The sequence below is a fragment of the Desulfosarcina sp. genome (assembly GCF_055467485.1).
Window position 1 is genome coordinate 1 of the sequence record NZ_JBUOIV010000008.1, and the last position, 25,396, is coordinate 25,396.

Genomic DNA, 25,396 nt, shown 5'->3' on the forward strand with positions numbered 1-25,396 from the left:
ATAAAACCATATGATCTGGCAATGCTGCCAAGGTTGATCAGGTGAAGTGCCGTCAAGGTAGTAAGGCCTCCGCTTTTTGTAAATTTCGTATAGAAACCGGCAAACATAGGCAGAGGCAACGAGGTGCTTTTTTTGCCCCCCACCCCATAGATTCATTCCAGTAAAGGATTCTTACCTGTCGGCTTTCTTTTCCCACCGCCTCAGGGATTCATCGATAAGGCGTCGAACAGCTTCAGACCTGGCGGGGATGCGGTTGGTGTAACGGTAATCGTCAATCCGTTCCAACAGATCATCATCGAGGGTTAAAAGGATTTGTGGCTTTCTGGTTGGCATATTCCTATTTAAATCGACAGATCGAAAAAAATCAACATATATATTGACATGTACATAAATAAAACTATAAGGTTATATAACATAATAAACGTATATTTATTATAACCCGTGATAGGCAACCGGAGCCGCAAACCGGATTTACTGTCCGGCTTCACTGGCGAAACTTAGGGAGAGAGCGAGGGACTTTCATGGCTAAAAGCAAGATGAAGGGCGTCACAAGCAGCACACGCAATGGTGTTGAATATTGGTATGCCAGGGTGGGTGGTCAAAAAAAGTATTGTGGAAAGGATGCTAAAGGCCGTGAACTTGCGTATGCGGCTAAGTCGAAGGATGTCGCCCGCTCATATGAAAACAAAGAAGTCAATGCCGGGTTGAAGGTCAAGCGAGCAAAATTCAAGACGGTCAAAGATATTTGTAACTGGTATATGACCCTGCCGGCCAGTCAGAAAAAAAAATGCTACGAAAGGGATCTTGTGAGCGCCCAACATATCCTTGGATACTTTGGGCGGAAACCAATCAACGGCATTGACCCGATCCAGCAACAAAAATATCGATCTTTCCGTGAAGGGCAGGGGGTTGTATCTGCAACGGTGGACATTGAATTAAAGCTCTTGTCAAGGGTCTACAATTTAGCCCTCAAGTGGAAAAAGATACCCCATGAAGTGATGCCGGGCGAATTTGTAATTCTAAAAGACAGCGCACCACGACGACCGATAACACCTAAAGAGTTGCGAACCCTGCTGGGTAATTCCAATCCTACCTTTCAGGATGTATTGATCTGTGGGTACGAATCGGCAATGCGGGTATCTGAAATATGCGAACTCACAGCCGGTAAGGTGAAACTAAATATAAAGCATATTTCCGGACAGATTTTAGATTATATCAGCCTTGGAGTTTTCGACACCAAAAATAAAACACAGCGAAACATCCCGATAAGCCCAAGGTTGAAAGAAGTTTTAGAGCGCAGGGTAGCGGGCTTGGATGATAATGATTATGTTTTCACCAATACAAAAAGCAATAAATACCACCGATTTTCAGTAACAGCCAGATTGCGGGCGGTATGCAAAAAAAGCGGTATTCCTTATGGTGACAAGGCCATGAACGCCAGCGGTGAACGTATCGGGATAGTATTTCATAGCCTCAGACATGCCCGGATAACTGAATGGGTGAGGGCTGGTTACTCCGATGAAATAATTCGGATGGCGTCTGGACATAAATCCTTGGATGCCTACCGAAAGTATGTGCACCTTGATCCATCTGCGGTAATGCGGTTGGTCGAAAATATCCAAAACGGAACAAAAACGGAACAAAACCTGCGCGAAGCCCCTAAAATTGGGGTTGCGCACTGACCCGTGGGGCCAGATAACTGAGGACGGAGGACGGAGGACAGCGGACTGGCGTCGGCTAGTGGATGACGGAATCGGGGGGCGATCGTCATTCTTGACTTCAGACATCCGATATCAGACGTCCGTATTTTTCTATTGACACCTTTTAAAGTTTGGAATACCTAAATTTTTACGAGACGTAAAATTTTCATTGCTTCACGGAGTTCCAATGGCAACGATCAACATTCGCAAGATGCAAGTCAACCAAGAGGGTACCATCGCCAGCGTCAAGGTTGGCGGTGAACTGGGGCGCCGGCTCCGGGATATGGGGCTGGTCCCGGGAACGACAATCAAGATACAAGGGCGGGCACCGCTTTTCGATCCGGTGGCCTTGCGGGTTAAAGGCTTTACCTTGACCCTCCGCAATAACGAAGCCGATCTCATCGACGTCGAGGTTAACGGATAACAATGAATTTTTGTGTCGCACTGGGTGGTAATCCCAACGCCGGGAAGACCACCCTTTTTAATGCGCTGACCGGATCAAGGCAGCACGTGGGCAATTATCCCGGGGTGACGGTGGACCGTAAGGAGGGCCGCTACCTGCAAAACGGCCATGATATGCGCATCGTGGATCTTCCAGGCACCTATTCGCTCACCGCCTACAGTGTCGAAGAAGTGGTGGCCAGGGATTTCCTGGTCAACGAACGCCCCCGGGTGACGATCAATATCGTCGACGCGTCCAATCTGGAACGCAACCTTTACCTGACGATCCAGTTCCTTGAGTTGGGGATTCCCACCTGCGTGGCCTTGAACATGATCGATGTGGCCAGGGGCCGGGGTATCGAGATCGACGATAAAAAGCTTTCCCGCCTGCTCGGTGTGCCGGTCGTACCCATCGTGGCCCGCAGCGGGTTTGGGAAAAAGGCCTTGATGGAAGCTGTGGAAGCGGTAGCCGACACACCCCAACTCCAACCCCTGCGGGTTTCTTACGGCCCTGACCTGGAAACCGCGATTCAGAAGATGGAAAAGATTATCAGCGGGAGCCATTTTCTCACGGACCTTTATCCGCTGCGCTGGATTGCCATCAAGTATCTGGAAAACGACGAGCAGATCCTTGAAAAGGGAAGGGAAACGGACCCGCAGATCGCCGCTGCGCTGGAGGTCATCACCCGCGACGTGGGTGCCCACATCGAAGAAACCCTGGAGACGTATCCGGAAGCAATGATCGCCGATCACCGTTACGGATTCATCAGTTCCATTCTCAAACAGGGGGTGGTCAGGGAGCACCAAGACAGGAACCGGCTTTTTTTGTCCGACCGCATCGACAAGGTCCTGGTTAACCGCTTTGCCGGTCCCATCATCATGCTGCTGGTGCTCATGGGCTTGTACCAATTTGTTTTCACCTACAGCGAAGTGCCTGTCGCCTGGTTCGAAAGAGCTTTTGAATGGCTTTCGGACATGGCTTCCGCCACCCTGTCGGACGGGCTGCTCAAGTCCCTTGTCGTCTCCGGTATCATCGACGGTGTGGGCGGTGTACTCGGTTTCGTGCCGCTGATTATGTTCATGTTCTTCGGCATCGCCTTGCTGGAAGATTCTGGATACCTGGCGCGGGTGGCCTTCATGCTCGATCGGGTCTTCCAGGTATTCGGGCTGCACGGCAGTTCGGTGATGGCCTACATCGTCTCCGGCGGGATTGCCGGCGGTTGCGCGGTGCCCGGCGTGATGGCCACCCGGACCCTGCGATCGCCCAAAGAACGCATCGCCACGCTGCTGACGGCGCCGTTCATGAACTGTGGCGCCAAACTGCCCGTATTCGCCCTGCTCATTGCCGCCTTTTTTCCTTACAGCCAGGCCCGGATGATGTTCATCCTCACCCTGATCTCCTGGGCCGGGGCCCTGCTGGCGGCCAAGTTCCTGCGGATGACCGTGGTCACCGGTGCGTCCACCCCTTTTGTCATGGAACTGCCTCCCTATCGCCTGCCGACGTTCCGGGGATTGATGATCCATACCTGGGAACGGACCTGGCAGTATGCGAAAAAGGCCGGAACCGTGATTCTGGGCATTTCCGTGCTGCTGTGGGCGTCCATGACCTTTCCCCGCCTGCCCGCCTCGCAGGTTGACACCTATGCCGGCCAGCGCAGCGGGATCGTGTCGACGGCGGCACCCCAGGTAGTTGAAGAACTCGAAACCGCAACGGAATCTGAGCCTCTCTCGGCTGCCGCCGCTGAATTGAAGGCCGAGCTGCTGGCCGTGGATGCCCGACAGGCCGGTGCTGCCCTGCGCCACTCGCTTGCTGGCCGTGTCGGCACCCGCATAGAATCCGTCACCCGCTATGCCGGCTTTGACTGGCGCACGAACATCGCCCTGCTGGGCGGGTTTGCCGCCAAGGAGGTGATCGTCTCCACTCTGGGGACGGCGTATTCATTGGGTGCGGTGGACGCCGAAGCCGCTGACAGCCTGGCCGTCAAGCTGGCTGCCGAACCGGGATGGCGCCCCCTCACCGCCTGGAGTCTGCTGATATTTGTCATGTTCTACGCCCCCTGTTTTGTCACGGTGGTCTGTATCGCCAGGGAATCCTCTTGGAAATGGGGTGCATTTTCCATGCTTTTCAACACCGCCCTGGCCTTTTTCCTGGCCGCGACGGTCTACCAGGCCGGTGCTGCCCTCGGATACTGATATCCGGGCGCCAATCGTTGACCGGCCGCGGAAACGCATTCCGATATTAAGGTTTTGAACCATGGAAACACTGATTGTCATATTGATCGTCGCTGCCGCCGCCGTCTATGTGGGACGGGTTTTCTACAAAGGCTTCAAGCAAAAGGACGGCTGTGCCTGCGGCTGCACCTGCTGCAGCATCGCGGATTCATGCAGCCAGCCGACGACCGGCAACACGGGTGACGCCACTGTGGCCAAGGAGGGTCGGTAGCGCTTCGGCCGCCGGTTTGCCGTCCAATGCCGCCAATGAGCCGGTTTTAATATTGACTCCGGATTTTGACTCTTCTATCATCTACGGCTCAATCTCCAGCAGTGCGACATCCCGCCGGTGGATGCACCATATCAGTAGAATCGGTAACGAGGTGAGATCCTTGACGCCGGCGAAACCATTGCGGCAAAGAGGCCTGGCCCATGGGAAAATGCGTAATCGTAATCGTGTGGGTGACCATGATGGTGCATTCAGCCTTCCTGCCCGCTATGGCTGCAGACAACGGGCAGGATGTTCTGGGCATCATTACCGGTGACGTGAAAAGCACCGCTCACCAGATCGGGATGGATTTAAAAGCGCTGGTCAGGCGCAGCAACATTCACCTGGCGGTATTCGATTCGCGCGGGTCTGTAGAGAACATCTACGCCGTATACCAGCGCCCCGGCAATCATATGGGCCTGGTGCAGTCGGACGTGCTTGCCTTTGTGGCCAAGGTCGACAACGATCATCGGCTCAGGCTGATCGCCGATAAAATCAAATGGGTCCACCCGTTGTACAACCAGGAGATCCACATCCTCGGCAAAGAGGAGATCCGCAGCTTCAGCGACCTCGCCGACAAGCGGGTGGCCATCGGCCACGTGGAGAGCGGCGCCTACCTGACCAGCCGGCTGATTTTCGAGATCTCGGGCGTTCGGCCCCGTCAGATGGCGGCCATCGGTGATTCCCTGGCGCTGGCAGCGCTTAAAGCCGGCAGCATCGATGCCATGGTAACGGTAGACGGGTTTCCGGTTGAGCGCCTGGCGCTCGAGGTTGCCCCGGCAGACGGATTGCACCTGATCCCGGTTACCCACGAGGGTGTCCGCTCCTTCTACCCGGCATCCCGGATTCCCGCGGGCACTTATCCCTGGCAGACGACCGATGTGGATACCGTGTCGGTCATGGTCGTGCTGGTGGCCTATGATTTTCGCAATCACTACTGCCACACCATCGGGAATGTGGCCTGGCTGATCAAGGAGAACCTTGACTGGCTTCGATTCAACGGCCATCCCAAATGGAAAACGGTGGATTTGAGCGAACCGGTAAGCGGGTGGGAGCAATACCCGTGCGTGACCGATTTCACTTCAACCAGCGTTGAAGCGGAAACCGGATCATCGCCGGCTCGCAAGCCAAACCCGGTGGCCGATGCCATCGAGGCGGTGTTTCGCCCCTGACACGCCGAAACGGAAACAACGATGTACGAATCTTTTTATGGCCTGACCAAAAAACCCTTCCAGATCACCACGGATCCCAGTTTCCTGTGGATGGGCAAAAAACACCGCGAGGCCCTCTCCACGCTCAAGTACGGGGTGATGGACAACAAGGGATTTTTGCTGTTGACCGGCGAGGTGGGTACTGGCAAGACGACCTTGATCAACCGACTGGTGGAGGATATCCATGGCAAGGCCTACACGGCCAAGATTCCCGATCCGGGGCTGAGCAAGTACGATTTTTACCGCATGGTTTCCCGATATTTCGGGCTTCCCATCGAAGTGCGAACCAAGAGCGACTTCATCGAGCCCTTCAGCCGTTTTCTCAACGACGCCCACGAAGAAAAGAAGTCGGTCCTGCTGCTCATCGACGAAGCCCAGCGACTCAAGCACGACCTGATGGAGGAGATCCGCCTGCTGTCGAACCTTGAACGGCAGGATGCCAAACTGCTCAATATCTTTTTCGTGGGTCAGAGCGAATTCAACAGCATCCTGCTCCAGCCGGAAAACCGGGCCCTGATGCGCCGGATCACCATCACCTACAACATCGATCCGCTGGACCAGGCAGAAACCTGCGCGTACATCCGCCACCGCCTGAAAACCGCCGGCGCCGGATACGACATCTTCTCCAGTGCGGCCATGGAGGCGGTGTTCGATTTTTCCAGAGGGTATCCCCGGCAAATCAATATCATCTGCGACCTGGCCATGTTTTTTTCCTCACAGGTGTCCCGGCGGACCATCAGCCGCAAGATCGTCGATCAATGCCGTGAGCGAATATCGTTTAGCGTGGATGAATTGCCGTCGGAAACCCGAACCAATCACCGGGCGCCTGCGCCGACAAACCATTACCAGCCTGCCCAACGAAATCGCCGGCGGTGGCTTTCCGCCGCGCGTGTGCTGGGAGCCGCAGCGGTATTGCTGTTGATAGGCAGCGGCGTCTATTTTTTACCGGATCCTCTGAAAGACAGCGCCGGACAGTGGGTCCGTGAAACCTATCGGACCTATTTCCCTGGTTCCGGCAACCCCTCTGCAATGGTGCCGACGGTTGATAGCGCTTCCCCGTCAGCTAATCCCGGCGATGCAACGGCCGCCCCCCACTCGCCGCCTCTGGTGGTGACGCCTCCCCTTGCCGATGCACCGGCGTTACGCATGCCCAATCAGCCCCCGGACCTCGATTTGCCGGATACTGCCGACGCTCGCCCCCGACCGGCAGCGACAGCTGCACCAAGCGCTGCCAGTTCAGAGCCGCCAGTCGCCGCCGTGAAGTCTTCTGCGGCGGAACTGCCCGATCCGGCCGATGCCATCGACTGGCTTTTGAATAAACGCAAGCAGGAACTCAGCCAATAAGCAATGCGTTGATGACATGATCGGCTCGGTTTTCCTCGTTTGATGGGTCGAACGGGGAAGGTCCGACCGGAGCAACAAGGCGAAACCCAGTACCGCCCGTCCCGATCGCCTTCAGATGGACCACCTGGCCCCCCACCGGTTGACAAACCCGGGTCAACCCTTTATGATCGCCGCCGACAAATAACATTATAAATGAATCTGGATGGTTGCAAATGTTCAAGATCGCTGTTCTGCCTGGAGATGGTATTGGTCCCGAAGTGATGGAAGAAGCCCTGAAGGTGCTCGACGCAGCCCAGGAAACCTTCGGTTTTCAGCTGGCTTACACCTCCGCCGATGTGGGCGGTATTGCCATCGACCGGCACGGTCAGGCCTTGCCCGATGACACCCTGCAGCTCTGCGAGGCGAGCGATGCCATCCTTTTCGGATCTGTGGGTGGGCCCAAGTGGGAAACCCTGCCCCCGGCGCAGCAGCCCGAGCGGGGAGCGCTGCTGCCCCTGCGCAAGCACTTCAACCTTTTTTGCAACCTTCGTCCGGCAAAGGTTTTTCCCGCCTTGGCCGGGGCCAGTCCCCTTCATCCGGCAATCGTCAGGAACGGGTTCGATATCCTGTGCGTCCGGGAACTGACCGGCGACATCTATTTCGGCCAGCCCAAAGGCAGGGATGGCAGCGGGCCCGACGAACGCGCCTTCGATACCATGGTCTACACCCGCAGGGAAATCGAGCGCATCGCCAAAGCCGCGTTTGACGCAGCCCGATTGAGAAGCCGGCGGGTAGCGTCGGTGGACAAGGCCAATGTGCTGACCACCATGGTGCTGTGGCGGGAGGTGGTCAGCGAGACGGCCCGGGCATACCCGGATGTGACCCTGAGCCACATCTATGTGGACAACGCCACCATGCAGCTGGTGAAAGATCCCCATCAATTTGACGTGCTGTTGTGCGGCAATATGTTCGGAGATATCATATCCGACGAGTGCGCCATGATCACCGGTTCCATGGGCCTTTTGCCCTCGGCCAGCATCAGTGAAAGCGGATTCGGCCTCTACGAGCCGGCAGGCGGCAGCGCTCCGGACATTGCCGGCCGGGGAATCGCCAATCCCATCGCTCAGATCCTGTCAGCGGCCATGATGCTGCGCTACAGCCTGGACCTGGCTGATGCCGCCGATGCCGTGGAAGCCGCTGTGGCGCGTGTGCTTGAAGCGGGCGTTCGAACCCCCGATATCGCCGCCGGTGCCCGTTCGGTAAGCACCCGCGAAATGGGTGACGCCGTCGCCCTTCACCTTCGCAACGGCCGCTAGACCGTCGTCGATCTTCAATGGCCCTCCGATTATGACCACGCCGTTGATCACCGTGGATGATATCGCCGTCAGGCAACGCAGCCGGTGGCTGCTCAACGGCTCGTCGTGGCAGATCCAGTCCGGCGAGCAGTGGACGGTGATCGGCCCCAACGGGGCGGGCAAGACCACGCTGGCAAAAGCCGTCGCCGGCCTGTTACCTGTCGTTCGGGGAAAAATTCATTACCATGCCTTTGGCGGCATGTCGCCCATGGATGCGATCGCATACGTGGCCAGCGATGCCCGGCGTGATCTATGGCGCCGGGAAAGGGACCTGGACCACGCACGGGACTTTGCCGGCCGGTTCCATGAACCGACCACCGTCCGCAGGCTGATGCGCCGTCAACGCGCCGACCTCCCGGTGCCATCCGACATGGAACCCCGCCTGGCCGATGTTGCTGTTCGCTTCAATCTTGACGCCCTGCTGGACAAACCGGCCCTGGCCGTCTCCACCGGAGAGATGAGCCGGGTACTGGTTGCCCGTGAACTGATCCGCCGCCCCAAGATGCTGATCCTCGATGAACCCTTCGACGGCCTCGATCGTCCCGGTCGGCGGGAATTGATGGAGATGCTCGACCGGCTGGTGGCCGACGGTCTGCCCATCATATTGGTCACCCACCGCCGTGAGGAGATGCTTTCTGCCACCACCCATGTCCTTACCGTCGAAGGCGGTCGGATCACAGGTGCCGGCACCGTTGACGATGCTTCCCGGATGCTTGATATCCCCTCGGCCGTCTCGACAAGGAAAAGCAAACGATCCCGTCCCAACCCTCTTCCGGCGCATCGTGACGACGGCCGGCGCATGTGCTCAGAACCGCTGATCGACATGAAAGCGGTAACGGTTCGCTATGGCGATACGATCGTACTGGACCGGTTGACCTGGGCGGTGGGGGAGGGCGAGCATTGGGCCATCACCGGCCCCAACGGCGCGGGAAAATCCACGATCCTGAAATTGATCACCGGTGACTGCCTGCAGGTATACGCCAACCGAATCCGCCTGTTCGGCAAGGATCGCGGCGTCGGACAAACCTTGTGGGAGACCCGGCAAAGACTGGGGGTCGTGAGCTACGACCTGTCCAGTGGGTATCAGAAGCAAATGTCCGCGCTGGATGTGGTCTGCTCCGGGTTTTTCGACTCGGTGGGACTGTATCGCCACTGCGATACCGTGCAACGATCAACCGCCAGGCGCTGGCTGGCGCAGATGGACATCTCAGCGCTCTCCGAGACCCCGTTCAACCAGCTTTCCCAAGGTCAGCGGCAGATGGTCCTTATCGCCCGGGCGATGGTAAAAAATCCGAAGCTGCTGATTCTTGATGAACCCTGCGCCGGTCTGGATCCTGAAAACCGCCATACTGTCATTAGACTTGTGGATCGGATCGGCCGCAGCGGTGCCACCGGGCTGATCGTTGTCTCCCATCATGAGGACGACATCCCCGCCTGTATTACCCATCGCTTGTTTTTGGATCAGGGAGTCGTGCAGCACAGCGGGAGCGTTTGTGGTCAGGCTCCGCCCTTGCCGCCGTCTTTCAAGCCGTCGTTGTAGCGCTTCTCTCCGTACCGGTGAATCTGTCGGCAGATACCGCGAATGATACTGGTCTCACCGGAACGCAGTTGCAGCCGGGAGAAAAACCGGCGGATGCGCATCATCCAGTAGTCCGGGTTTTCCGGGTTCATGTACCCGATTTGAATCAACGACGCGGTCAGTTTCTCGTACATCTGGTCCAGTTCGATGCGTTTGGCAAGGCGGGGTGTGAATTCGGCAGGAACGGTATGGGCGGCGGTAGAAATGCAGTAGCAGACCACCATCACGGCCTGGGCCAGGTTCAGGGAAGTGAAACCCGCCGTGGGGATGTTGACCAGCTGCTGGCAGTGTTTCAGGTCGTCGTTGGTCAGCCCGCGATCTTCGGGGCCGAAGAGGATGGCCACCGGATTGTTCCGGGAAATGGGGATCAGGCTTCGGGCCAGAACGTCGGGGGATTTGATCACCGGGCGCTGGCCTCCCAGCCGGGCGGTGGTGCCGACCACATGACCGAATGGCGCCAGGGCTTCATCGAGCGAATCGAAACGGCGGACCCTGTCAACCACGGTTCCGGCCTCATGGGTGGCCAACCGCCGGATGCGTGCGTCGTCCCAGGCCTCGGCATCTACCACGATCAGGCGGGTCAACCCCATGTTGCACATGGCCCGTGCAGCGGCCCCTATATTCTCCGGATAGCGGGGCCGCTGCAGGACGATGGTGATGTTGTCGCGGGTGACGCCGACGGTCATCGGGCATTGATTTCAAAGGCATTGAAAAAGTAGCCGATCTCGAACGCAGCGGTTTCCGGGGCGTCCGAACCGTGGACCACGTTCTTTTCGATATCGGTGGCAAAATCGCGCCGGATGGTGCCTTCTGCCGCCTCCTTGTAATTCGTGGCTCCCATGAGTTCTCGATAGCGGGCAATGGCATTCTCCCCTTCAAGAACCATGACCACTGCCGGACCGGAAGACATGAAGGCCGTGAGGCTGTCGAAAAAGGGCCGCTCGCGGTGCACGGCGTAAAAGCCCTCGGCCTGGGCCTTGGTCATGTGGATCATCTTCATGGCTATGATTTTCAGACGATTGGCCTCCAACCGTTTGACTACTTCGCCGATCACGCCCCGGGCCACGCCGTCGGGCTTGACGATTGACAATGTTCTTTCCATACTGGGTTTCCTTTCATCGGGTTTCGGTTCGACGCTGCCATAACAGAAGGCTGATACCAAGTCAACCGGTTCAACCGGTGGGCCCTGTCTGCTGTTAAGTTTCAACAAACTGATATCCTGATATTAATTCTGAGCCTCGACCGTTTGCCACAGCCATTGTACCCGTTGACATCATGGGGTGGGCGGTTTATTATTTTGACCGCTAGAATTTGATTCTTTCATTGCATAAACAAGCCGTTGCCATCAGACAACAACTGTAATGTGGAGAAAATATGCCGATCTATGAGTTTTTTTGTCCGGATTGCAACACGCTCTTCAATTTTTTTTCCAGAACCATCAACACCTCCAAGAAACCCAAATGTCCTCGATGTAAAACCCGCACCCTGGATCGGCAGATGTCTGCCTTCGCCTTTACCGGGAAGGCGAAGGAGACCGGTGACGCTGAAGATCTGCCCTTTGACGAGGGCAAGATGGAAAAGGCGATGCAGATGCTGGCCGGCGAAGCCGAACGGATCAACGAAGACGACCCGCGCCAGGCAGCCGATCTCATGCGAAAGCTCACCGACATGACCGGCATGCAAATGGGTGCAGGGATGGAAGAAGCCTTGCGGCGCATGGAGCGAGGAGAGGATCCGGAGCAGGTCGAGGCCGAGATGGGGGACCTGTTGGAAGGGGAAGATCCGTTCGTGTTGCCGGAAAAGAAAGGCAAGGGAACCGCAGCCGCCAGACAAACCCCCATGCGGGATGAAACCCTTTACGATCTTTAAGCGAGGCCGCCTCATGATTCTGAAAGAACGGCTGGAAGCCCGGCAGGGGGACATCACTCAATTGGCCGTTGACGCCATCGTCAATGCCGCCAACGCGTCGCTGCTGGGCGGCGGCGGCGTGGACGGGGCCATCCATCGGGCCGCCGGGCCCGAACTTTTAGAAGAATGCCGAGCCATCGGCGGGTGCCCCACCGGCGAAGCTCGTTTAACCAAGGGCTACCGGCTGCCGTCCCGATTTGTGATTCATACCGTGGGGCCGGTGTACCGGGGCCGGCCTGAAGACAGCCGCCTGCTGGCCGCCTGTTACAGCAACAGCCTGGCGCTGGCCATGGCCCACGGGATACGAACCCTGGCATTTCCGGCCATCAGCTGCGGTGTTTATGGGTACCCGGTTGCCGATGCCGGTAAAATTGCCGTGGATGTCTGCGCAACCTTCATGGAGGCCCATGACGTGCCGGAAAAGGTGATCTTCGCGCTTTTCTCGGCCAGCGACCTTGACATATACACCCGTTACCTGTCACAGCGGGTGGGACAGGCGGCCTTGGGCCTGCGATGAACCGCGATAGCGAGTGTGCTGAAAATCGGCTTTTTATCCTTACGGTGTTGCGCAGCACCGCCGTTACAGGCGGAACATCCCCCGCGGCTTACCTTGGGGAGGGCTCAATGGCATCGGGGTTTGATGGGAATCGCACCCCGCCGGAAAGCGATGGCGCCGGAGTGATTATATCCCTTGTCGATCCCGGTTGGAATTAGGATTGACAAACTTGATGGACATGGTTAAGTTCCGTCCCTGAAACCAATTGAGGGTTTCCGGTCCATGCGCGATTCGGGCCGATTTTTTTTATTTACAAGGAGGGTATCATGCTTGAGGTCACACAACCGGCAGTTGAGCAGATTGCCGAGTATTTCAAAGGAAAGGATGTCAAACCGATCCGGATTTTCCTCAACGAAGGCGGCTGAGGAGGCCCAGGACTGGCCATGGCTCTGGATGAGCTTGCCGACACGGACAAGGCGTTTGACATCGACGGTTTTCAATTCATCGTCAACACGGAATTTCTTGAAAAAGCCCAGCCCATCAAGGTCGATTTCCATCAGTACGGTTTCAAACTGGACTGCGGGATAGACTTCGGCGCCGGTTGCACCAGTTGCGGTACCAAAGGCTCCTGCTGCTCCTGATCGACCCGAACCATAATAGTATTGAAAGGCGACCTGCTTCAGGTCGCCTTTTTTGTTGGTGCCCCCGGCCAATCTGTGGCCGGGGGTGCTGCGCATCGGCTTTCCGGGCAACCGGCGAACCGCGTCGGCGAGCCAACAGGCAATCGTTTTTCAGCGTGTTCACCAGCTGCATTCTTTTACTTGCAGCCCCACCGCTGTCTTGCTATAAGGCGGTGAAACCCGATCGCAGGATGTAGTCCTAAGCGCCGCCAGGCGGGAAGTGCGATTGCCAGTATTCGACCCCATCCACGACCAAGGATCGACGACTTTCAGGAGCTGACCATGACACTGGTGAAGTACGATGTAAATGAACATGTGGCCACTATTACCCTCAACGCTGGGGAGAACCGGTTTAATCCGGATTTTGTCCATGCCTATTTGGGCGTTCTCGACGAGATCGAGCGAGCCACCGATGCCACCACCCTGGTGGTGACTTCCGCCCATGAGAAGATTTTCTCCAACGGGATCGATCTGGAGTGGCTGGTGCCGGTTATTCAAAAAAACGACATTGCCCTGGCCAAAGACTACTTTTACCTGCTCAACCGCATGTTCAAACGCATCGTCACGTATCCCCTGGTGACCGTGGCCGGCATCTCCGGTCACGCCTTTGCCGGCGGCGCCATTATGTGTTGCGCCTTTGATTTCCGTTTCATGCGATCGGACCGTGGTTTTTTCTGCTTTCCCGAAGTGGACCTGGGCATTCCTTTCCTGCCGGGCATGAACGAACTGTTGAAAAAGGCCATGCCCATGTACATGGTTGAGTACATGGAGTACACCGGTATCCGGCTGACCGCCGATCAATGTGTGGACCATCATATTGTTCGCAAGGCGTGTCCCATCGAGACCCTCATGGAGGAAACCATGACCTTCGCCATGACCATCAATAAAAGACGTCCGGTGGTGGCCGAGATGAAAAAGCGGCTGAATCAAGCCATTGTCCGGGCCATCGATGTCGAGGACGTGCCCTATATCGAGTCGGGCCAATTCAATATCGGTTGATCGGATTGCCGGAGCAGGTGAAAGATCGGTGGAACCGCGATAACAAGCGCATTCCCGGGCGGAGTGAGCGAGCGAATTGATAATCGATCTTATCCTTACGGTGCTGCGTAGCACCGCCCCGGGCGACTATCTGTTTCCAAGGCGAAGATCCAGGCCACCCTGCCGTCGAAAGGCAACCCGGCGTTCAAGGCCATTGTTCAGGCGCCGGTGCTGCTGGCACTGTACGCCAGGAATCGAACCTCGGGCTTTTACAAGGATGTTGAGGCCACCGTTTGGTGACTGGATGATGTACGACCTGGGCCTGGCCACGCAAAACCTTTGCCTCATGGCCCACCGTCTGGGGTTGGCAGCGGTTATCGTCGGCTTGTTCGACCATGATCGCGCCCGGGAGGTGATCGGTGTGCCGGACGAATATGAACGGGTCACCCTGATACCGTTGGGGTATCCCGCAACGCTCGGGCCGGCTCCCAGACGCCGCGAATCCTTCACGTTCACCCACGACGACTATTTCTAATACAGACCCGCGGATTAAGGGGGCAATGAAAAAACCTTCCCGGCATGGGCCGCCGGAACCTTTTCCGGACGATCCTTTTGAGGACAAAGATGCGCTGATTCGTGCCCTTTTTAACCAGGCGGGAGCGGCAATGGCGGTCACTCAACTCGATGGCCGGTTCCTCAAGGTCAATTCAGCATTGTGCACCATGCTTGGCTGCCCGGAAGAGATGCTTCTGGACCAAGGCCTTGAAAACATCATGGCGCCGGATCATTGGCGCCGGTTGTCGGAATTATCCCGGGATTTGGTGGCCGGCAAACCAGGCCCCACCCAGCTTATCATCAAATGCCGACAGCAGACTGGAAAAGCGCTCCGGGGACTACTGAATCTCGCCGTGGTCGCCGACAAGGCTGGCGCTGCCCGATATTTTATTGTCCAGATCCAGGACATCAGCAGTCTGATCCACACGGAAAGCGAATTGGAAGAGAGCCGGCAGCGATACCGGGCGCTGTCCGATGCCACTTTTGAAGCAGTGTTCATTTCCAGCAAAGGGGTCTGCATTGACACCAATCGCACCGCAACCGTCATGTTCGATACCCCCCGCGAGGAGTTGATCGGCATTTTCGGTACCGACGTCATCGCACCGGAATATCGATTGCGGGTCAGAGAGAACATGCTTTCCGGTTACGAAAAGCCATACCATGCCGTGGCCGTCAAAAAGGATGGCACCCGGTTTCACGTGATGATCCAGGGGAAGATGATCCACATCCGCGGCCGGGAAGTTCGGGTTACCGTGCTGCGGGATATCGACGCGCAGGTCAAGGCGGAAGCGGCGCTTAGAGAAAACGAGCGCCATCTGCGTTCCTTCATGGAAAGCGCCTCCAACTTCGTCCTTTTCCGCCTGCGACACCGACCGGAAACCCCATACCGGCCCTGGCGTATTTTTGTAAGCCCGTCCATTGCAGAGATCGTTGACCTGAGCCAGGTGACCGATTTTCAATCCTGGCTCGAGATGCTGCGCCCGGATGACCGGGAACGCCTGCTGGCCGCCGGTGTGAAAATGCTCGATACCCACAGGCTGGACGAAACGGTTCGGATCCGTGACCTTTCGGGCAGCGGGTGGCGATGGTTGCACATCATTTCCGTCGCGGTACCCGACGAAACTGACAATCATTTGTTTTTCAACGGGATCGTTCTGGACATCACCAAGGAGATGAAAGCCACTGCGGCGCTGAAAAACCGAGAAAAGGAGCTGAAGGAGAGAACCGAAAGCCTGTCCGAAGTCAATACGGCGCTGGAGGTGCTCCTGCAAAAGCGGGAAGCAGATCGCACGGAAGTGGAAGAGAAGATGCTGAACAATGCCAAGAGCCTGATTCTACCATACCTGGAAAAGCTCAAGGCCAGCCGGATGGACGATCATCAGCGGGTCTATCTCAACCTGGTGGAGTCCAATCTCAACGAAATCATCTCGCCCCTGTCCCGGCGCATGTCCAGGCACTACCTGAATTTCACCCCCGCTGAGATCCAGGTGGCCAACCTGGTTAAACAGGGAAAGACCACCAAGGATGTTGCACGAATCCTGGGGCTGTCCACGCGAACCATCGAGGCCGTCCGCTATACTATTCGCCGGAAACTGGGCATCAAGAAGAAGCGCTCCAACCTGAGGTCATACCTGCTCGCCATCGATGGATCCGACACGATTCCCGGCAGCGGCGGGACCCGTTAGTCTTGGGCAGCTGTTTATCATCGAGACCGTGAGGTTGTCCTGCCCGGTCAGTTGGGCGCTGATGTCAAATGGCCAGTTCGCGGGTTTTATGAAAACGGATCGTCGGCCACTCCTCCATGGCATTTTCCAGGCGCCACAAGCTGGCGGCGAGGTATGTCAGCTTACCTTGGGAATCAAGGGCCAGGCTCGCATACTTTTCCTTTTCGAAGGCGTCCAGTTTCTTTTTGTCCTCGCTGGTTACCCACCGGGCGGCGGCAAAGGTCACCGGTTCATAGTCGGCATCGACCGTGTACTCGGCTTTTAAGCGTGCCATGGTCACGTCGAATTGAAGAATGCCCACGGCGCCAAGGATATAGTTGTTTCCCATCAACGGACGGAAGAACTGGACCGCTCCCTCTTCGGCCAGCTGCGTGAGCCCCTTGAGGAGTTGTTTGGCCTTCAGGGGGTTTTTTAGCCGGACCCGGCGGAAGTGGTCCGGTGCGAAATTGGGAATGCCGGTGAAACAGAGCGGTTCCTTTTCGTAAAAGGTGTCCCCGATGCTGATGGTGCCGTGGTTGTGGATGCCAATGATGTCACCGGGATAGGCTTCGTCAACATGGGCGCGATCCTGGGCCATGAAGATGGTGGCGTTGGACAAGGTGACCTGCTTGCCGATACGGCTCTGGAACACCTTCATGCCGCGGGTGAACTTGCCTGAACAGATGCGCACAAAAGCGATACGGTCACGATGGGCAGGGTCCATGTTGGCCTGGATTTTAAATGCGAAGCCGGAAAAAGCGTTCTCTTCGGGCAGGACCTGGCGGGTCGTAGTCGCCCGAGCCCTGGGGGAAGGCGCCATCTCCACAAAGGCATCTAATAGTTCCCGCACCCCGAAGTTGTTGATGGCGCTGCCGAAGAAAACCGGCGTCTGGCTGCCCTTGAGGTACTGGTCAAGTTCGAAGGGGTTGGCGGCACCCTCCAGCAGTTCCACATCCGCGCGCAATTCTTCAGCCTGGCTGTCCAGCATCTCATCCAGCCGGGGATCGTCCAGGTCCGTAATCAGGATCCCTTCTTGGTGACGGGTCTGACCGCCGGGGCTGAACAGGTGAAGCTGCCGGTGATACAAGTTGTAGACCCCTCGAAACCGCTTTCCCATTCCAATGGGCCAAGACAGGGGTGCACATTCGATCTGGAGTTTTTCTTCAATATCCGAAAGGATGTCCAGGGGAGACAACCCGTCACGATCCAGTTTGTTGATGAATGTCATAATGGGGGTGTTGCGCATACGGCACACCTCCATGAGCTTTTCGGTCTGCGTTTCCACACCTTTGGCGCTGTCGATCACCATGAGCGCGCTGTCCACGGCGGTGAGCACCCGGTAGGTGTCTTCGGAAAAATCCTGGTGGCCGGGTGTGTCCAGAAGATTGACTTCAAAGCCACTGTAATTGAATTTCATGACCGAGGTCGTCACTGAAATACCGCGCTCTTTTTCGATAGCCATCCAGTCGCTGGTGGCATACCGTCCCGCCCGCTTGGCCTTCACTGCACCAGCCATCTGGATTGCACCGCCGAACATGAGCAGTTTTTCCGTCAGTGTGGTCTTGCCGGCGTCCGGGTGGCTGATGATGCCGAACGTTCGTCGCTTTCTGAGTTCTTCTAAGAAATGTCGATCCATTGCGGTTCGTCTTTATTCAGTTTGCCAAAAAAAACAGGCCGAATCCGGCCCGTTGACGATTGGCTAAGTATAGTGATGTTTTGGGTTTTGGATTATCTGGCGTTGCATCCGGCCACCGACCGAACCAGTCGATCGGCAAGCAGCGGATCGAGGTGGGTGTCCTGAATGATTCCGTTCTCCTCGATCTCCTCGATGAATGTCTCTACATACTCTTCACAGAAAAAGCGACGGCATCCTTCACGAAGGATTTCGTAGGCCGAAGCCACCGATTGCCCCTTCTGATAGGGACGGTCCGTGGTTACCGCATCAAAGCAGTCGGCAATACTGACAATTTTGGCGCCTGGCGGAATTTCCCCGGCCCTGAGGCCGAAGGGATAGCCGTTCCCGTCCTCCTGCTCGTGGTGAAACAGAACGAAATCCACTGCCGGCTTCAAAAAGTCGATATCCTTGAGCAGGGCGGCACCGATCAACGGGTGGCAACGCACCTCCTGTCGAAGCTCGAAGGGTAGGTGGGTTTCACGATTGGTGAAGATGCGATCGCTCAGGGCCAGCTTGCCCGCGTCATGAAACAGACCGCCGATACCCACGTTCCGTATTTCTTCCGGAGAAAACCCCAATCGCCGGGCAAGCCGCATGGCATACAGGGAAACCCGGTAGCCGTGGGTCTGCGTGTAGCGGTCCTTTTCCCCAAGGGCACGGCAAATTTCACTCAATGTGTGCAGCTGCTGCTCACAAAGCCGTTTCCGGCTCTTTAATTGTCGTCGCATAGATGCCAGACAGTCTCCGGGTTAGCCCGCGTACCAGTCGATAGGACCAATATATTTTCCATGTTTAAAGCATGGTTTCCAATTTGCCGAAACGACGATTCATCAATATGGCAAGATGGAACGACCATCGGGCGGTTTCAAACGCGTCGTTTCGCCTCAGGCGGGGTCGTGTTCAGGTGTCAATCTGAGCCAAGCCTTCAAACGATGTCTAATATAAGGCAGCACAGAAAATGTGTCAAACGAAAACGGACGGTTATAAACCGGACCCTATCGGGCACGGCGACAAGCCATTGGCCAGAACGATTCAAGACAAGGCTGCGTCGGCTATGCGACTTCAATCCGTAACGTTTTTTGACTGTTGCTCAAGGCGGTTAAAAATCGCCAGTGCCTGTCTGCGGCTGTCGGACATGCAATTGCTGTTGTCGATAACCAGCGTGGCCCGCTTGCGTTTTTCCTCGATGGGCATCTGGGAGCGGATCCGGGCCATGGCTGCCTGCTCATCGATACCGTCCCGATTCATCAGCCGCTCCAACTGAACGCTTTCGGGCACATAAACGACGATCACTTCTGCAAGGTCCTTACCCATGCCCGTCTCCATAAGCAGCGGTATGTCCATGATCACCACCGCGTCGGGGGCCTCGGCGGCGATTTGGGCGATCATTTCCGCTGACCGTTGAACCACCAGTGGATGAACGATAGCGTCCAGGCGTGTTCTTTTTTCCGGATCATTGAAGATAATCTCACCCAGCCGCTTGCGGTCAATGTTTCCGTCCGGCAGAAGAACCGACCTGCCGAATGAGGCCGCAATCGCTTCGCAGCCCGGTGTGCCCGGTTCGACGACTTCTCTGGCGATGGCATCGGCGTCGATAATCTTGGCACCGGCATCGGAAAGAAATTTGGCAACCGTCGATTTGCCGCTGGCAATGCCTCCGGTGAGACCGGCGATGATCACGGGGTGTCCTCGATAAAACAGATGGGTGCTGACCATTGGAACGGGGCGGAAGGATAAACTCCGCCCCGTTCCCGTTTATTTTACGGTGACGACGGGGCAGGGGGCTTTAATGATGATATATTGTGCGTTGGACCCGAAGAGCAGCTTGCCTACCTTGGAGCGTCGTTTGATTCCGATGATGATTTCATCAATTGCCTTTTCCTTGGCGTAGTCTACAATATCTTCTCCCGGGGTCATTCCCCGCACGAGAAGCTTGGTTTCGCACTGGATTCCGTCCTCGTCAAACATTTTTTTGGCCAATTCCAGGTCTTCGGTGGCATGTTCAACTTCTACGGCATGAGTGACGCTTCCGCCGGTCAAGGACGATACGACGACCACTTTCGCATCAAATGCAACGGCGTGTTTTTTTGCCAGCGCCAAGGCATCCTTGGCAGAATTGGACCCGTCGTAACCGACCAGGATTTTCATTCATCTCTCCTTTTCTTTTGCGTTGGCACGATGCACGACAGGGCATCGTGCCGGAACGTGAGTTGTGTGTGGAGCAGCGAAATAAATATGAACGATCAAGCGTGAGTATTGGGCCAGTGCCGCTTTACAGGCCAATCATCCGATGTCCTCTGCGGGCAACCATTGCGCATGTTGTATCGTAGCCATTATCCGTCTCAATTTCCAGCCATTTTTACTCGGTCCCGGTCGGTCCTATTGGCGTCATTCAGTTGCCGGTGCCCACGAAACCGCCTGTTCTTAGGACACTGTCAAAAACACGTTTAAGACCATCTGTCAAGAAAACAGTCGTTTCGTGTTCCACATGGAACCTTGTCGGGGTCATCGGTTCGAAGGCTTGCTACCCGCTGGTCCTTTCTCTTGGTGACTTTTTACCAGGGGAACGTTTTGCAGGCACGGTAAAGTGCTGGCGGTCCGCCGGTGCCATTGAAGCTCATTTAAAGTACGTAAATAGGAACGTATTTTATACACATAAAACGAGTGTTGATTTATGATCGGAATCCCGTCATATACGTTCGCGGTGGCACCATCGAAGAGTCAATCGCAACTGATCACAAGACCTGTCCATTCGGGTGCCTGGCAGGCGACAATAACGGCCCGCTGGCTGGGAAAATCCATTGTTTTACCATTCGAGCCCGCCATTCATGGCCTGAAAGAGATCCAACGGTGACACCTCCTTTTTTGAATACCGATAATGCAGGCGTTTTTCAAAAGATTATCGAAATCATCGGTAACGCCAGCTCTGGGCTGCATTTATCCGGCGAAAGAGGGGTGGGTAAAGAGGCCATCGTCAGGTTGCTGTATGCCCGCTCCCCCCACCGCGGATCCCCCTTCATCAAAGTAAACTGTCCGATGCTTTCCGTGCCTCACGAATCCGATGGATCGCCCTGCCTCAGTCAGGCCACCTCCCGCCAGAACGCCAGCGGTTTCAATCTGTTCCGGCTGTTTCATCGCGGCTTGCTGTATCTGCATACCGTTGATGGGATGGATTTGGAATTGCAGGGACGTCTGTTGACCCTGATCAATCGCAAGCTTCGGTCTTCCCCTTTTTCGTCGGATGGACCCAAAGGCGGATTGCTGACTTTTTCCACCTCCATCCAACCGCTGGAAGCCTGCGCAGCGGCCGGAACATTCAACCCGGCCCTTTATGAACTGCTCAGCGGCCTGTCTATTCACATCCCGCCGCTTCGCCACTGCCGGGAGCGCATTGCACCGTTGGTTGACTATTTCATGAAACGATGCGCCCTGAATGAAGGCCAGGATGGTTTTCCCCATCTTTCGGATCTGCACCTGTCCATTTTGGAAAAACACCAGTGGCCGGGCAACGTGAAAGAACTCCAGAAGATCGTCAAGACGGCATTTCAACTCAAAAATTGGGATGCGGCCATCAATATGCTCAGACGAGGGGAAAACCCTGAGGATACCTATTCCCCCGTTGATCTGTCGCCTGATGGGGTGGCGTTATTGCCCGATTTCGAAATCAGACGGGGCCGCACGCTGGAACACCTGGCAGAGAGGATACCTGCTGAGGAAATGGGGCTGATGGATCTGGTGATGTACGAAGAGGCGATGTCCCACAATAAGATGAATTAGCCTCCTACCCGTTCAACGCCAAAGCGGGATACGAATCATTGCAGGAAGCGGCGAAGCATTCTATGTTGCGGTTCAGCGCATACTTTTCATTCGCTCCTTTCGACTAACGATTTCGCTGATACGAATTCCGTATTTCTCTTTTTCGACCACCACGAAACCTTTGGCGATCAGTGTCTGGTTAATCAAAATATCAACAGGCTCTCCTTCCATCTGTTCCAGTTCGACAACCGAACCCGGCCCCATTTTAAGGACGTCATTGATCCGTTTTCGCGAGCGTCCCAGTTCCACGGTGACCTGCAGGGGAATGTCCATTACAAGCCCTATGTTTTTGAACTGATCGACTTCGCTTTCCGTGGCAGCCGTCATCACCGATAGGGCGCCTTCCGCGTGTCCGCCAGCTTCTTCGGCCTCATCCGCATTTTCAACAGCAGCTGCTTTTTCCTGCTTGACGCCGGCTTCAACGATGATGATGCTGTCTTTGTGAGAAAAGAGAAATCTAGCCGGCTGGATAACGTGGGTGGGGCTCACTTTGAAGTCCCGGCCATTGGTGATCGAGGGGGTGGATAATACGCAGGAAAGACCGGCATCCACAAAATTGGATTTGAGGTTGCCACCGATAATGTTGCTCACCTCGCGGATGACATCGTAGACCTCTTCCTGGCTTTCGACTTCCTCGACGTCCATGCCCAGCATGGCCGCTGTCATCTCCTTGCCGAAATCGTCATTGACCTGGATATTGAAAACACCGTCCACTTCTCCTGCGAAGGTGACCGATCCTACGGTTCGCATCTCTTCGGAGAAAGACTCGGGAACCTGCTGAATGGCCTCCACCTCCATATCGAGCATCGTGTAAAAGACGTCGATGACTGAGTTGACGATGGCCGATTTGATGTCCACACCGGCGATCCGCTCCATGACGACTTCACTGGACAGATCGCTCATAATATCTTCTTTGGCGCCGATATCCTCCTTGGCGCATAGATCTACCCGCACATACTCATCTTTTTCCCGGAAGGTGAAACTTATCGGTGGGGCGATATCTACCGGGTCGATTACGAAATCACTTCCGGATGTGATGGAGGGTGTTGATATGACGCAGGTGAGTCCGGCATCGAGGAATTCCGTTTTCAGGTTTCCGGCCACGATGTTGGCCAATTCGCCGATCACATCGTTGATCTCCTCATTACTTTTTATTTCATCGGCCTCGATGCCCATCATGGCGCAAGTCACCGATCGGGCAAACGCCTCGGATAGATTGAAACTCATCACGCCAACCACTTCTCCGCCGAAATGGATCGTCCCCACCATCCGGCTGTCGTCGAGACCGGTGGCCGCGTTGTCCTCGACCGTTTCCAGGGTCATGGACATCATGGTGTCGAAGGTTTCGATGAGCGTGGACGTGATCGTCTGGCGTATGGTGTCTTCGGTGATTTTTTCCATCGGTTCCCCGTGGGAGCAGCGGTTTTTTTATTCGTCCACATTGTAGGGGCGATTTCCGATTTTTGTCAATGATTTACAATAAAAAGGCCCGGGCGAAACGCCCGGGCCGATGTGTATTATTCGGGTAGGATCGATCTAGAACAGACCGGTAACCTTTCCTGTTGCCGGATCCACGTCGATGCGACGGAAAGCCGGGTTGGAACTGGTTCCCGGCATCAGGCTGATGGTGCCTGCGCAGGGGCACAGGAACTTGGCGCCGGAGTAGATGAGCACGTCGCGAATGGGCAGCCGCCAGTTCTTGGGCACGCCCTTTTTGACCGGGTCGTGGCTCAGGGAGAGATGGGACTTGACCATCATGGTGGCAAAGTCTGCGTACTTGGGATCGCTTTCCAGCATCTCCGCCTTGGCGTTTGCTTCAGGGGACCAATCCACCCCGTCGGCTCCGTAGACTTCCTTGGCGATCGTTGACACGCGATCACGCAGTTTCATCTCCAACGGGTAGAGGAATTTGAAGTCATTCGTGTCATTGCAGGCCTCGATGACTGCATCGGCGAATTCCAGGGCGCCGTCGCCGCCCTTTTCCCAGTGCTTGGACTCGGCGCAGCGGGCGCCGGCGGCTTCGGCAGCCTTGCGAACGATGGCGCACTCGGCGTCGGTATCGGTGTAGAAGCGGTTGATGCACACCACCGGGTTGATGCCGGCCTTGCGGATCACGCCGATCATGTGGACCATGTTCTCGCAGCCCTTCTCGACAAGTTCGAGGTTTTCCTTGGTGTAGGCTTCGTCCATGGCTTTTCCTGCGACCACTTTGGGTCCTCCGCCATGCATCTTCAGTGCACGGATGGTGGAGGTCAGCACTGAGACGTGGGGTTTCAACCCTGAGAAACGGCACTTCACGTTCCAGAACTTTTCGAAACCGATGTCGGCGGCAAAACCGGACTCGGTGACGTGGTAGTCGAACAGCTTCAATCCGACGCGGTCGGCGATGATGGAGCTCTGGCCAACGGCGATGTTGGCGAAGGGGCCGGCGTGCACAAAGCAGGGGTTGTACTCGGCGGTGCACATCAAGGTCGGGTTGACGGTGTTGCGCATGAAGGCCGCCATGGCGTTGCCCACTTCCAGGTCGCGGCAGGTGACCGGTTTGCCACTCTTGTCGAAAGCCACGGTGATGTTGTTGATGCGTTCTTTCAGGTCGGCCAGATCGGTGGCCACGGCCAGGATGGCCATCAGTTCGGAGCCCACGGCGATGCCGAATTTGCTCTGCATGGTGAATCCGTCGGTGCGGCCACCGATGCCGATGATGATGTTGCGCAGGGCCTGGGCGCAGAAGTCGATGATCCAGCCCATTTCCACGCGGGTGGGGTCGATGTCCAGGCGGCGCATGCCGGTGAGGCGGGCCAGCTGCTCGTCGTTGTAGTTGCGTTCATGCTGCATGCGGGCGGTCAGCGCCACCATGGCCAGGTTGTGGGCGTTCATGATGTCGTTGATGTCGCCGGTGAGCCCCAGGGAGAATTCGGTCATGGGGATCAGCAGGGAGTTGCCGCCGCCGGCCGCCGTGCCTTTAACGTTCATGGTGGGGCCGCCCGAGGGTTGGCGCAGGGCGCCGCCCACGTTGACACCCCGTTTACCCAGACCTTCCATCAGGCCGCATGAGGTGGTGCTTTTGCCTTCACCCAACGGGGTCGGGGTGATGGCGGTGACTTCGATGTATTTGCCGTCGGGGTTGTCTTTGAGTCGGTCGATCACTTTGAGGAAATCAATTTTGGCCAGACGCCCCATGGGAAGCATTTCATCTTTCTGGAGCCCCAGCTTCTCCTGCCATTGTTCCGGCGTGGGCATATTTTCTTCCGCTGCTTCCGAAATCTGCCAGTCCGCCATATTAACCGCATCGTATGCCATCTATCCAATCCTCCTTTAGTTAATGATTAACAATGGGGGGCCCTGATGGCCCAGCACCAGGTGCCGCTGCACCGTTAGGTCACATGAATAAAACGCGATCGAATTGATGTAAGATTAGAATGATCGAAGTTTTTCCGGGAACCAGAAAAACGCGCCTAATCTAACACGGCTGTCCGATTTTGGCAAGACTTATATGG

General features: G+C 56.2%; 23 protein-coding genes. 15 read left to right on the top strand and 8 right to left on the bottom strand.

Going from position 1 to position 25,396, the window contains the following annotated elements:
* Window positions 1–521 precede the first annotated feature (521 nt).
* The 8 genes from ACZCED_RS05760 (at window position 522) to ACZCED_RS05795 (ending at window position 10,049) form a co-directional block, all read left to right on the top strand.
* Window positions 522–1,682, top strand: coding sequence for a tyrosine-type recombinase/integrase (locus ACZCED_RS05760; protein ID WP_464860422.1), 1,161 nt, complete (start codon window positions 522–524; stop codon window positions 1,680–1,682).
* 205 nt (window positions 1,683–1,887) lie between these two features.
* Window positions 1,888–2,124 carry a FeoA family protein gene (locus ACZCED_RS05765; protein ID WP_462970014.1) on the top strand — a complete coding sequence of 79 codons (237 nt, stop codon included), beginning with the start codon at window positions 1,888–1,890 and terminating at the stop codon, window positions 2,122–2,124.
* Between the two features lie 2 nt (window positions 2,125–2,126).
* Complete coding sequence (gene feoB, locus ACZCED_RS05770; RefSeq protein ID WP_462970013.1) at window positions 2,127–4,334, top strand: ferrous iron transport protein B; 2,208 nt, start codon at window positions 2,127–2,129, stop codon at window positions 4,332–4,334.
* Between the two features lie 61 nt (window positions 4,335–4,395).
* A complete protein-coding gene (locus ACZCED_RS05775; RefSeq protein ID WP_462970012.1) occupies window positions 4,396–4,584 on the top strand; it encodes a FeoB-associated Cys-rich membrane protein in 189 nt (62 codons plus the stop codon).
* Between the two features lie 200 nt (window positions 4,585–4,784).
* On the top strand, window positions 4,785–5,792 hold the full coding sequence (locus ACZCED_RS05780; RefSeq protein WP_462970011.1) for a TAXI family TRAP transporter solute-binding subunit: 1,008 nt from the start codon (window positions 4,785–4,787) through the stop codon (window positions 5,790–5,792).
* Between the two features lie 21 nt (window positions 5,793–5,813).
* On the top strand, window positions 5,814–7,175 hold the full coding sequence (locus tag ACZCED_RS05785) for an ExeA family protein (RefSeq protein WP_462970010.1): 1,362 nt from the start codon (window positions 5,814–5,816) through the stop codon (window positions 7,173–7,175).
* 212 nt (window positions 7,176–7,387) lie between these two features.
* The gene (gene leuB / locus ACZCED_RS05790; protein WP_462970009.1) at window positions 7,388–8,470 is read left to right on the top strand and encodes a 3-isopropylmalate dehydrogenase; all 1,083 of its coding nucleotides are present in this window, start codon (window positions 7,388–7,390) and stop codon (window positions 8,468–8,470) included.
* A gap of 31 nt (window positions 8,471–8,501) precedes the next feature.
* Window positions 8,502–10,049: an ATP-binding cassette domain-containing protein gene (locus tag ACZCED_RS05795; protein ID WP_464860423.1), complete on the top strand. Its 1,548-nt coding sequence runs from the start codon at window positions 8,502–8,504 to the stop codon at window positions 10,047–10,049.
* Here the strand turns inward: ACZCED_RS05795 and ACZCED_RS05800 are convergent.
* Together ACZCED_RS05800 and ndk are read right to left on the bottom strand one after the other, a co-directional pair.
* The gene (locus tag ACZCED_RS05800) at window positions 10,007–10,774 is read right to left on the bottom strand and encodes an RNA methyltransferase (protein WP_462970007.1); all 768 of its coding nucleotides are present in this window, start codon (window positions 10,772–10,774) and stop codon (window positions 10,007–10,009) included. The two genes, ACZCED_RS05795 and ACZCED_RS05800, sit on opposite strands and share 43 nt — an antisense overlap.
* On the bottom strand, window positions 10,771–11,190 hold the full coding sequence (ndk, locus tag ACZCED_RS05805) for a nucleoside-diphosphate kinase (protein ID WP_462970006.1): 420 nt from the start codon (window positions 11,188–11,190) through the stop codon (window positions 10,771–10,773). The genes ACZCED_RS05800 and ndk overlap by 4 nt, the downstream gene beginning before the upstream one ends.
* A 272-nt stretch (window positions 11,191–11,462) precedes the next feature.
* On the opposite strand from ndk, the gene ACZCED_RS05810 reads away from it, so the two are divergent.
* The 6 genes from ACZCED_RS05810 (at window position 11,463) to ACZCED_RS05835 (ending at window position 16,390) form a co-directional block, all read left to right on the top strand.
* Window positions 11,463–11,957, top strand: coding sequence for an FmdB family zinc ribbon protein (locus ACZCED_RS05810; RefSeq protein WP_462970005.1), 495 nt, complete (start codon window positions 11,463–11,465; stop codon window positions 11,955–11,957).
* Between the two features lie 13 nt (window positions 11,958–11,970).
* A complete protein-coding gene (locus ACZCED_RS05815; protein ID WP_462970004.1) occupies window positions 11,971–12,513 on the top strand; it encodes an O-acetyl-ADP-ribose deacetylase in 543 nt (180 codons plus the stop codon).
* Between the two features lie 422 nt (window positions 12,514–12,935).
* The gene (locus tag ACZCED_RS05820; RefSeq protein WP_372677259.1) at window positions 12,936–13,133 is read left to right on the top strand and encodes a hypothetical protein; all 198 of its coding nucleotides are present in this window, start codon (window positions 12,936–12,938) and stop codon (window positions 13,131–13,133) included.
* A gap of 321 nt (window positions 13,134–13,454) precedes the next feature.
* A complete protein-coding gene (locus ACZCED_RS05825) occupies window positions 13,455–14,171 on the top strand; it encodes an enoyl-CoA hydratase/isomerase family protein (protein WP_462970003.1) in 717 nt (238 codons plus the stop codon).
* A gap of 283 nt (window positions 14,172–14,454) precedes the next feature.
* On the top strand, window positions 14,455–14,685 hold the full coding sequence (locus tag ACZCED_RS05830) for a nitroreductase family protein (protein WP_462970002.1): 231 nt from the start codon (window positions 14,455–14,457) through the stop codon (window positions 14,683–14,685).
* A gap of 25 nt (window positions 14,686–14,710) precedes the next feature.
* Window positions 14,711–16,390 carry a PAS domain S-box protein gene (locus tag ACZCED_RS05835; protein ID WP_462970001.1) on the top strand — a complete coding sequence of 560 codons (1,680 nt, stop codon included), beginning with the start codon at window positions 14,711–14,713 and terminating at the stop codon, window positions 16,388–16,390.
* Window positions 16,391–16,454: 64 nt separating this feature from the next.
* On the opposite strand, the gene ACZCED_RS05840 is transcribed toward ACZCED_RS05835, so the two are convergent.
* The 4 genes from ACZCED_RS05840 to ACZCED_RS05855 all read right to left on the bottom strand — a co-directional run bounded on the left by ACZCED_RS05840 (window position 16,455) and on the right by ACZCED_RS05855 (window position 20,231).
* Window positions 16,455–18,044, bottom strand: coding sequence for a peptide chain release factor 3 (locus ACZCED_RS05840; protein ID WP_462970000.1), 1,590 nt, complete (start codon window positions 18,042–18,044; stop codon window positions 16,455–16,457).
* 92 nt (window positions 18,045–18,136) lie between these two features.
* Complete coding sequence (locus tag ACZCED_RS05845) at window positions 18,137–18,811, bottom strand: HD-GYP domain-containing protein (protein WP_462969999.1); 675 nt, start codon at window positions 18,809–18,811, stop codon at window positions 18,137–18,139.
* A 334-nt stretch (window positions 18,812–19,145) separates the two neighbouring features.
* Complete coding sequence (gene coaE / locus ACZCED_RS05850; protein ID WP_462969998.1) at window positions 19,146–19,763, bottom strand: dephospho-CoA kinase; 618 nt, start codon at window positions 19,761–19,763, stop codon at window positions 19,146–19,148.
* A gap of 75 nt (window positions 19,764–19,838) precedes the next feature.
* On the bottom strand, window positions 19,839–20,231 hold the full coding sequence (locus ACZCED_RS05855) for a universal stress protein (protein WP_462969997.1): 393 nt from the start codon (window positions 20,229–20,231) through the stop codon (window positions 19,839–19,841).
* Window positions 20,232–20,933: 702 nt separating this feature from the next.
* On the opposite strand from ACZCED_RS05855, the gene ACZCED_RS05860 reads away from it, so the two are divergent.
* Window positions 20,934–21,860: a sigma 54-interacting transcriptional regulator gene (locus ACZCED_RS05860; protein ID WP_464860424.1), complete on the top strand. Its 927-nt coding sequence runs from the start codon at window positions 20,934–20,936 to the stop codon at window positions 21,858–21,860.
* A 72-nt stretch (window positions 21,861–21,932) separates the two neighbouring features.
* Here the strand turns inward: ACZCED_RS05860 and fliN are convergent, their stop codons facing one another.
* The gene (gene fliN / locus ACZCED_RS05865) at window positions 21,933–23,300 is read right to left on the bottom strand and encodes a flagellar motor switch protein FliN (protein ID WP_464860425.1); all 1,368 of its coding nucleotides are present in this window, start codon (window positions 23,298–23,300) and stop codon (window positions 21,933–21,935) included.
* A gap of 135 nt (window positions 23,301–23,435) precedes the next feature.
* The gene (locus ACZCED_RS05870) at window positions 23,436–25,199 is read right to left on the bottom strand and encodes a formate--tetrahydrofolate ligase (RefSeq protein WP_462969994.1); all 1,764 of its coding nucleotides are present in this window, start codon (window positions 25,197–25,199) and stop codon (window positions 23,436–23,438) included.
* Window positions 25,200–25,396: the final 197 nt, after the last annotated feature.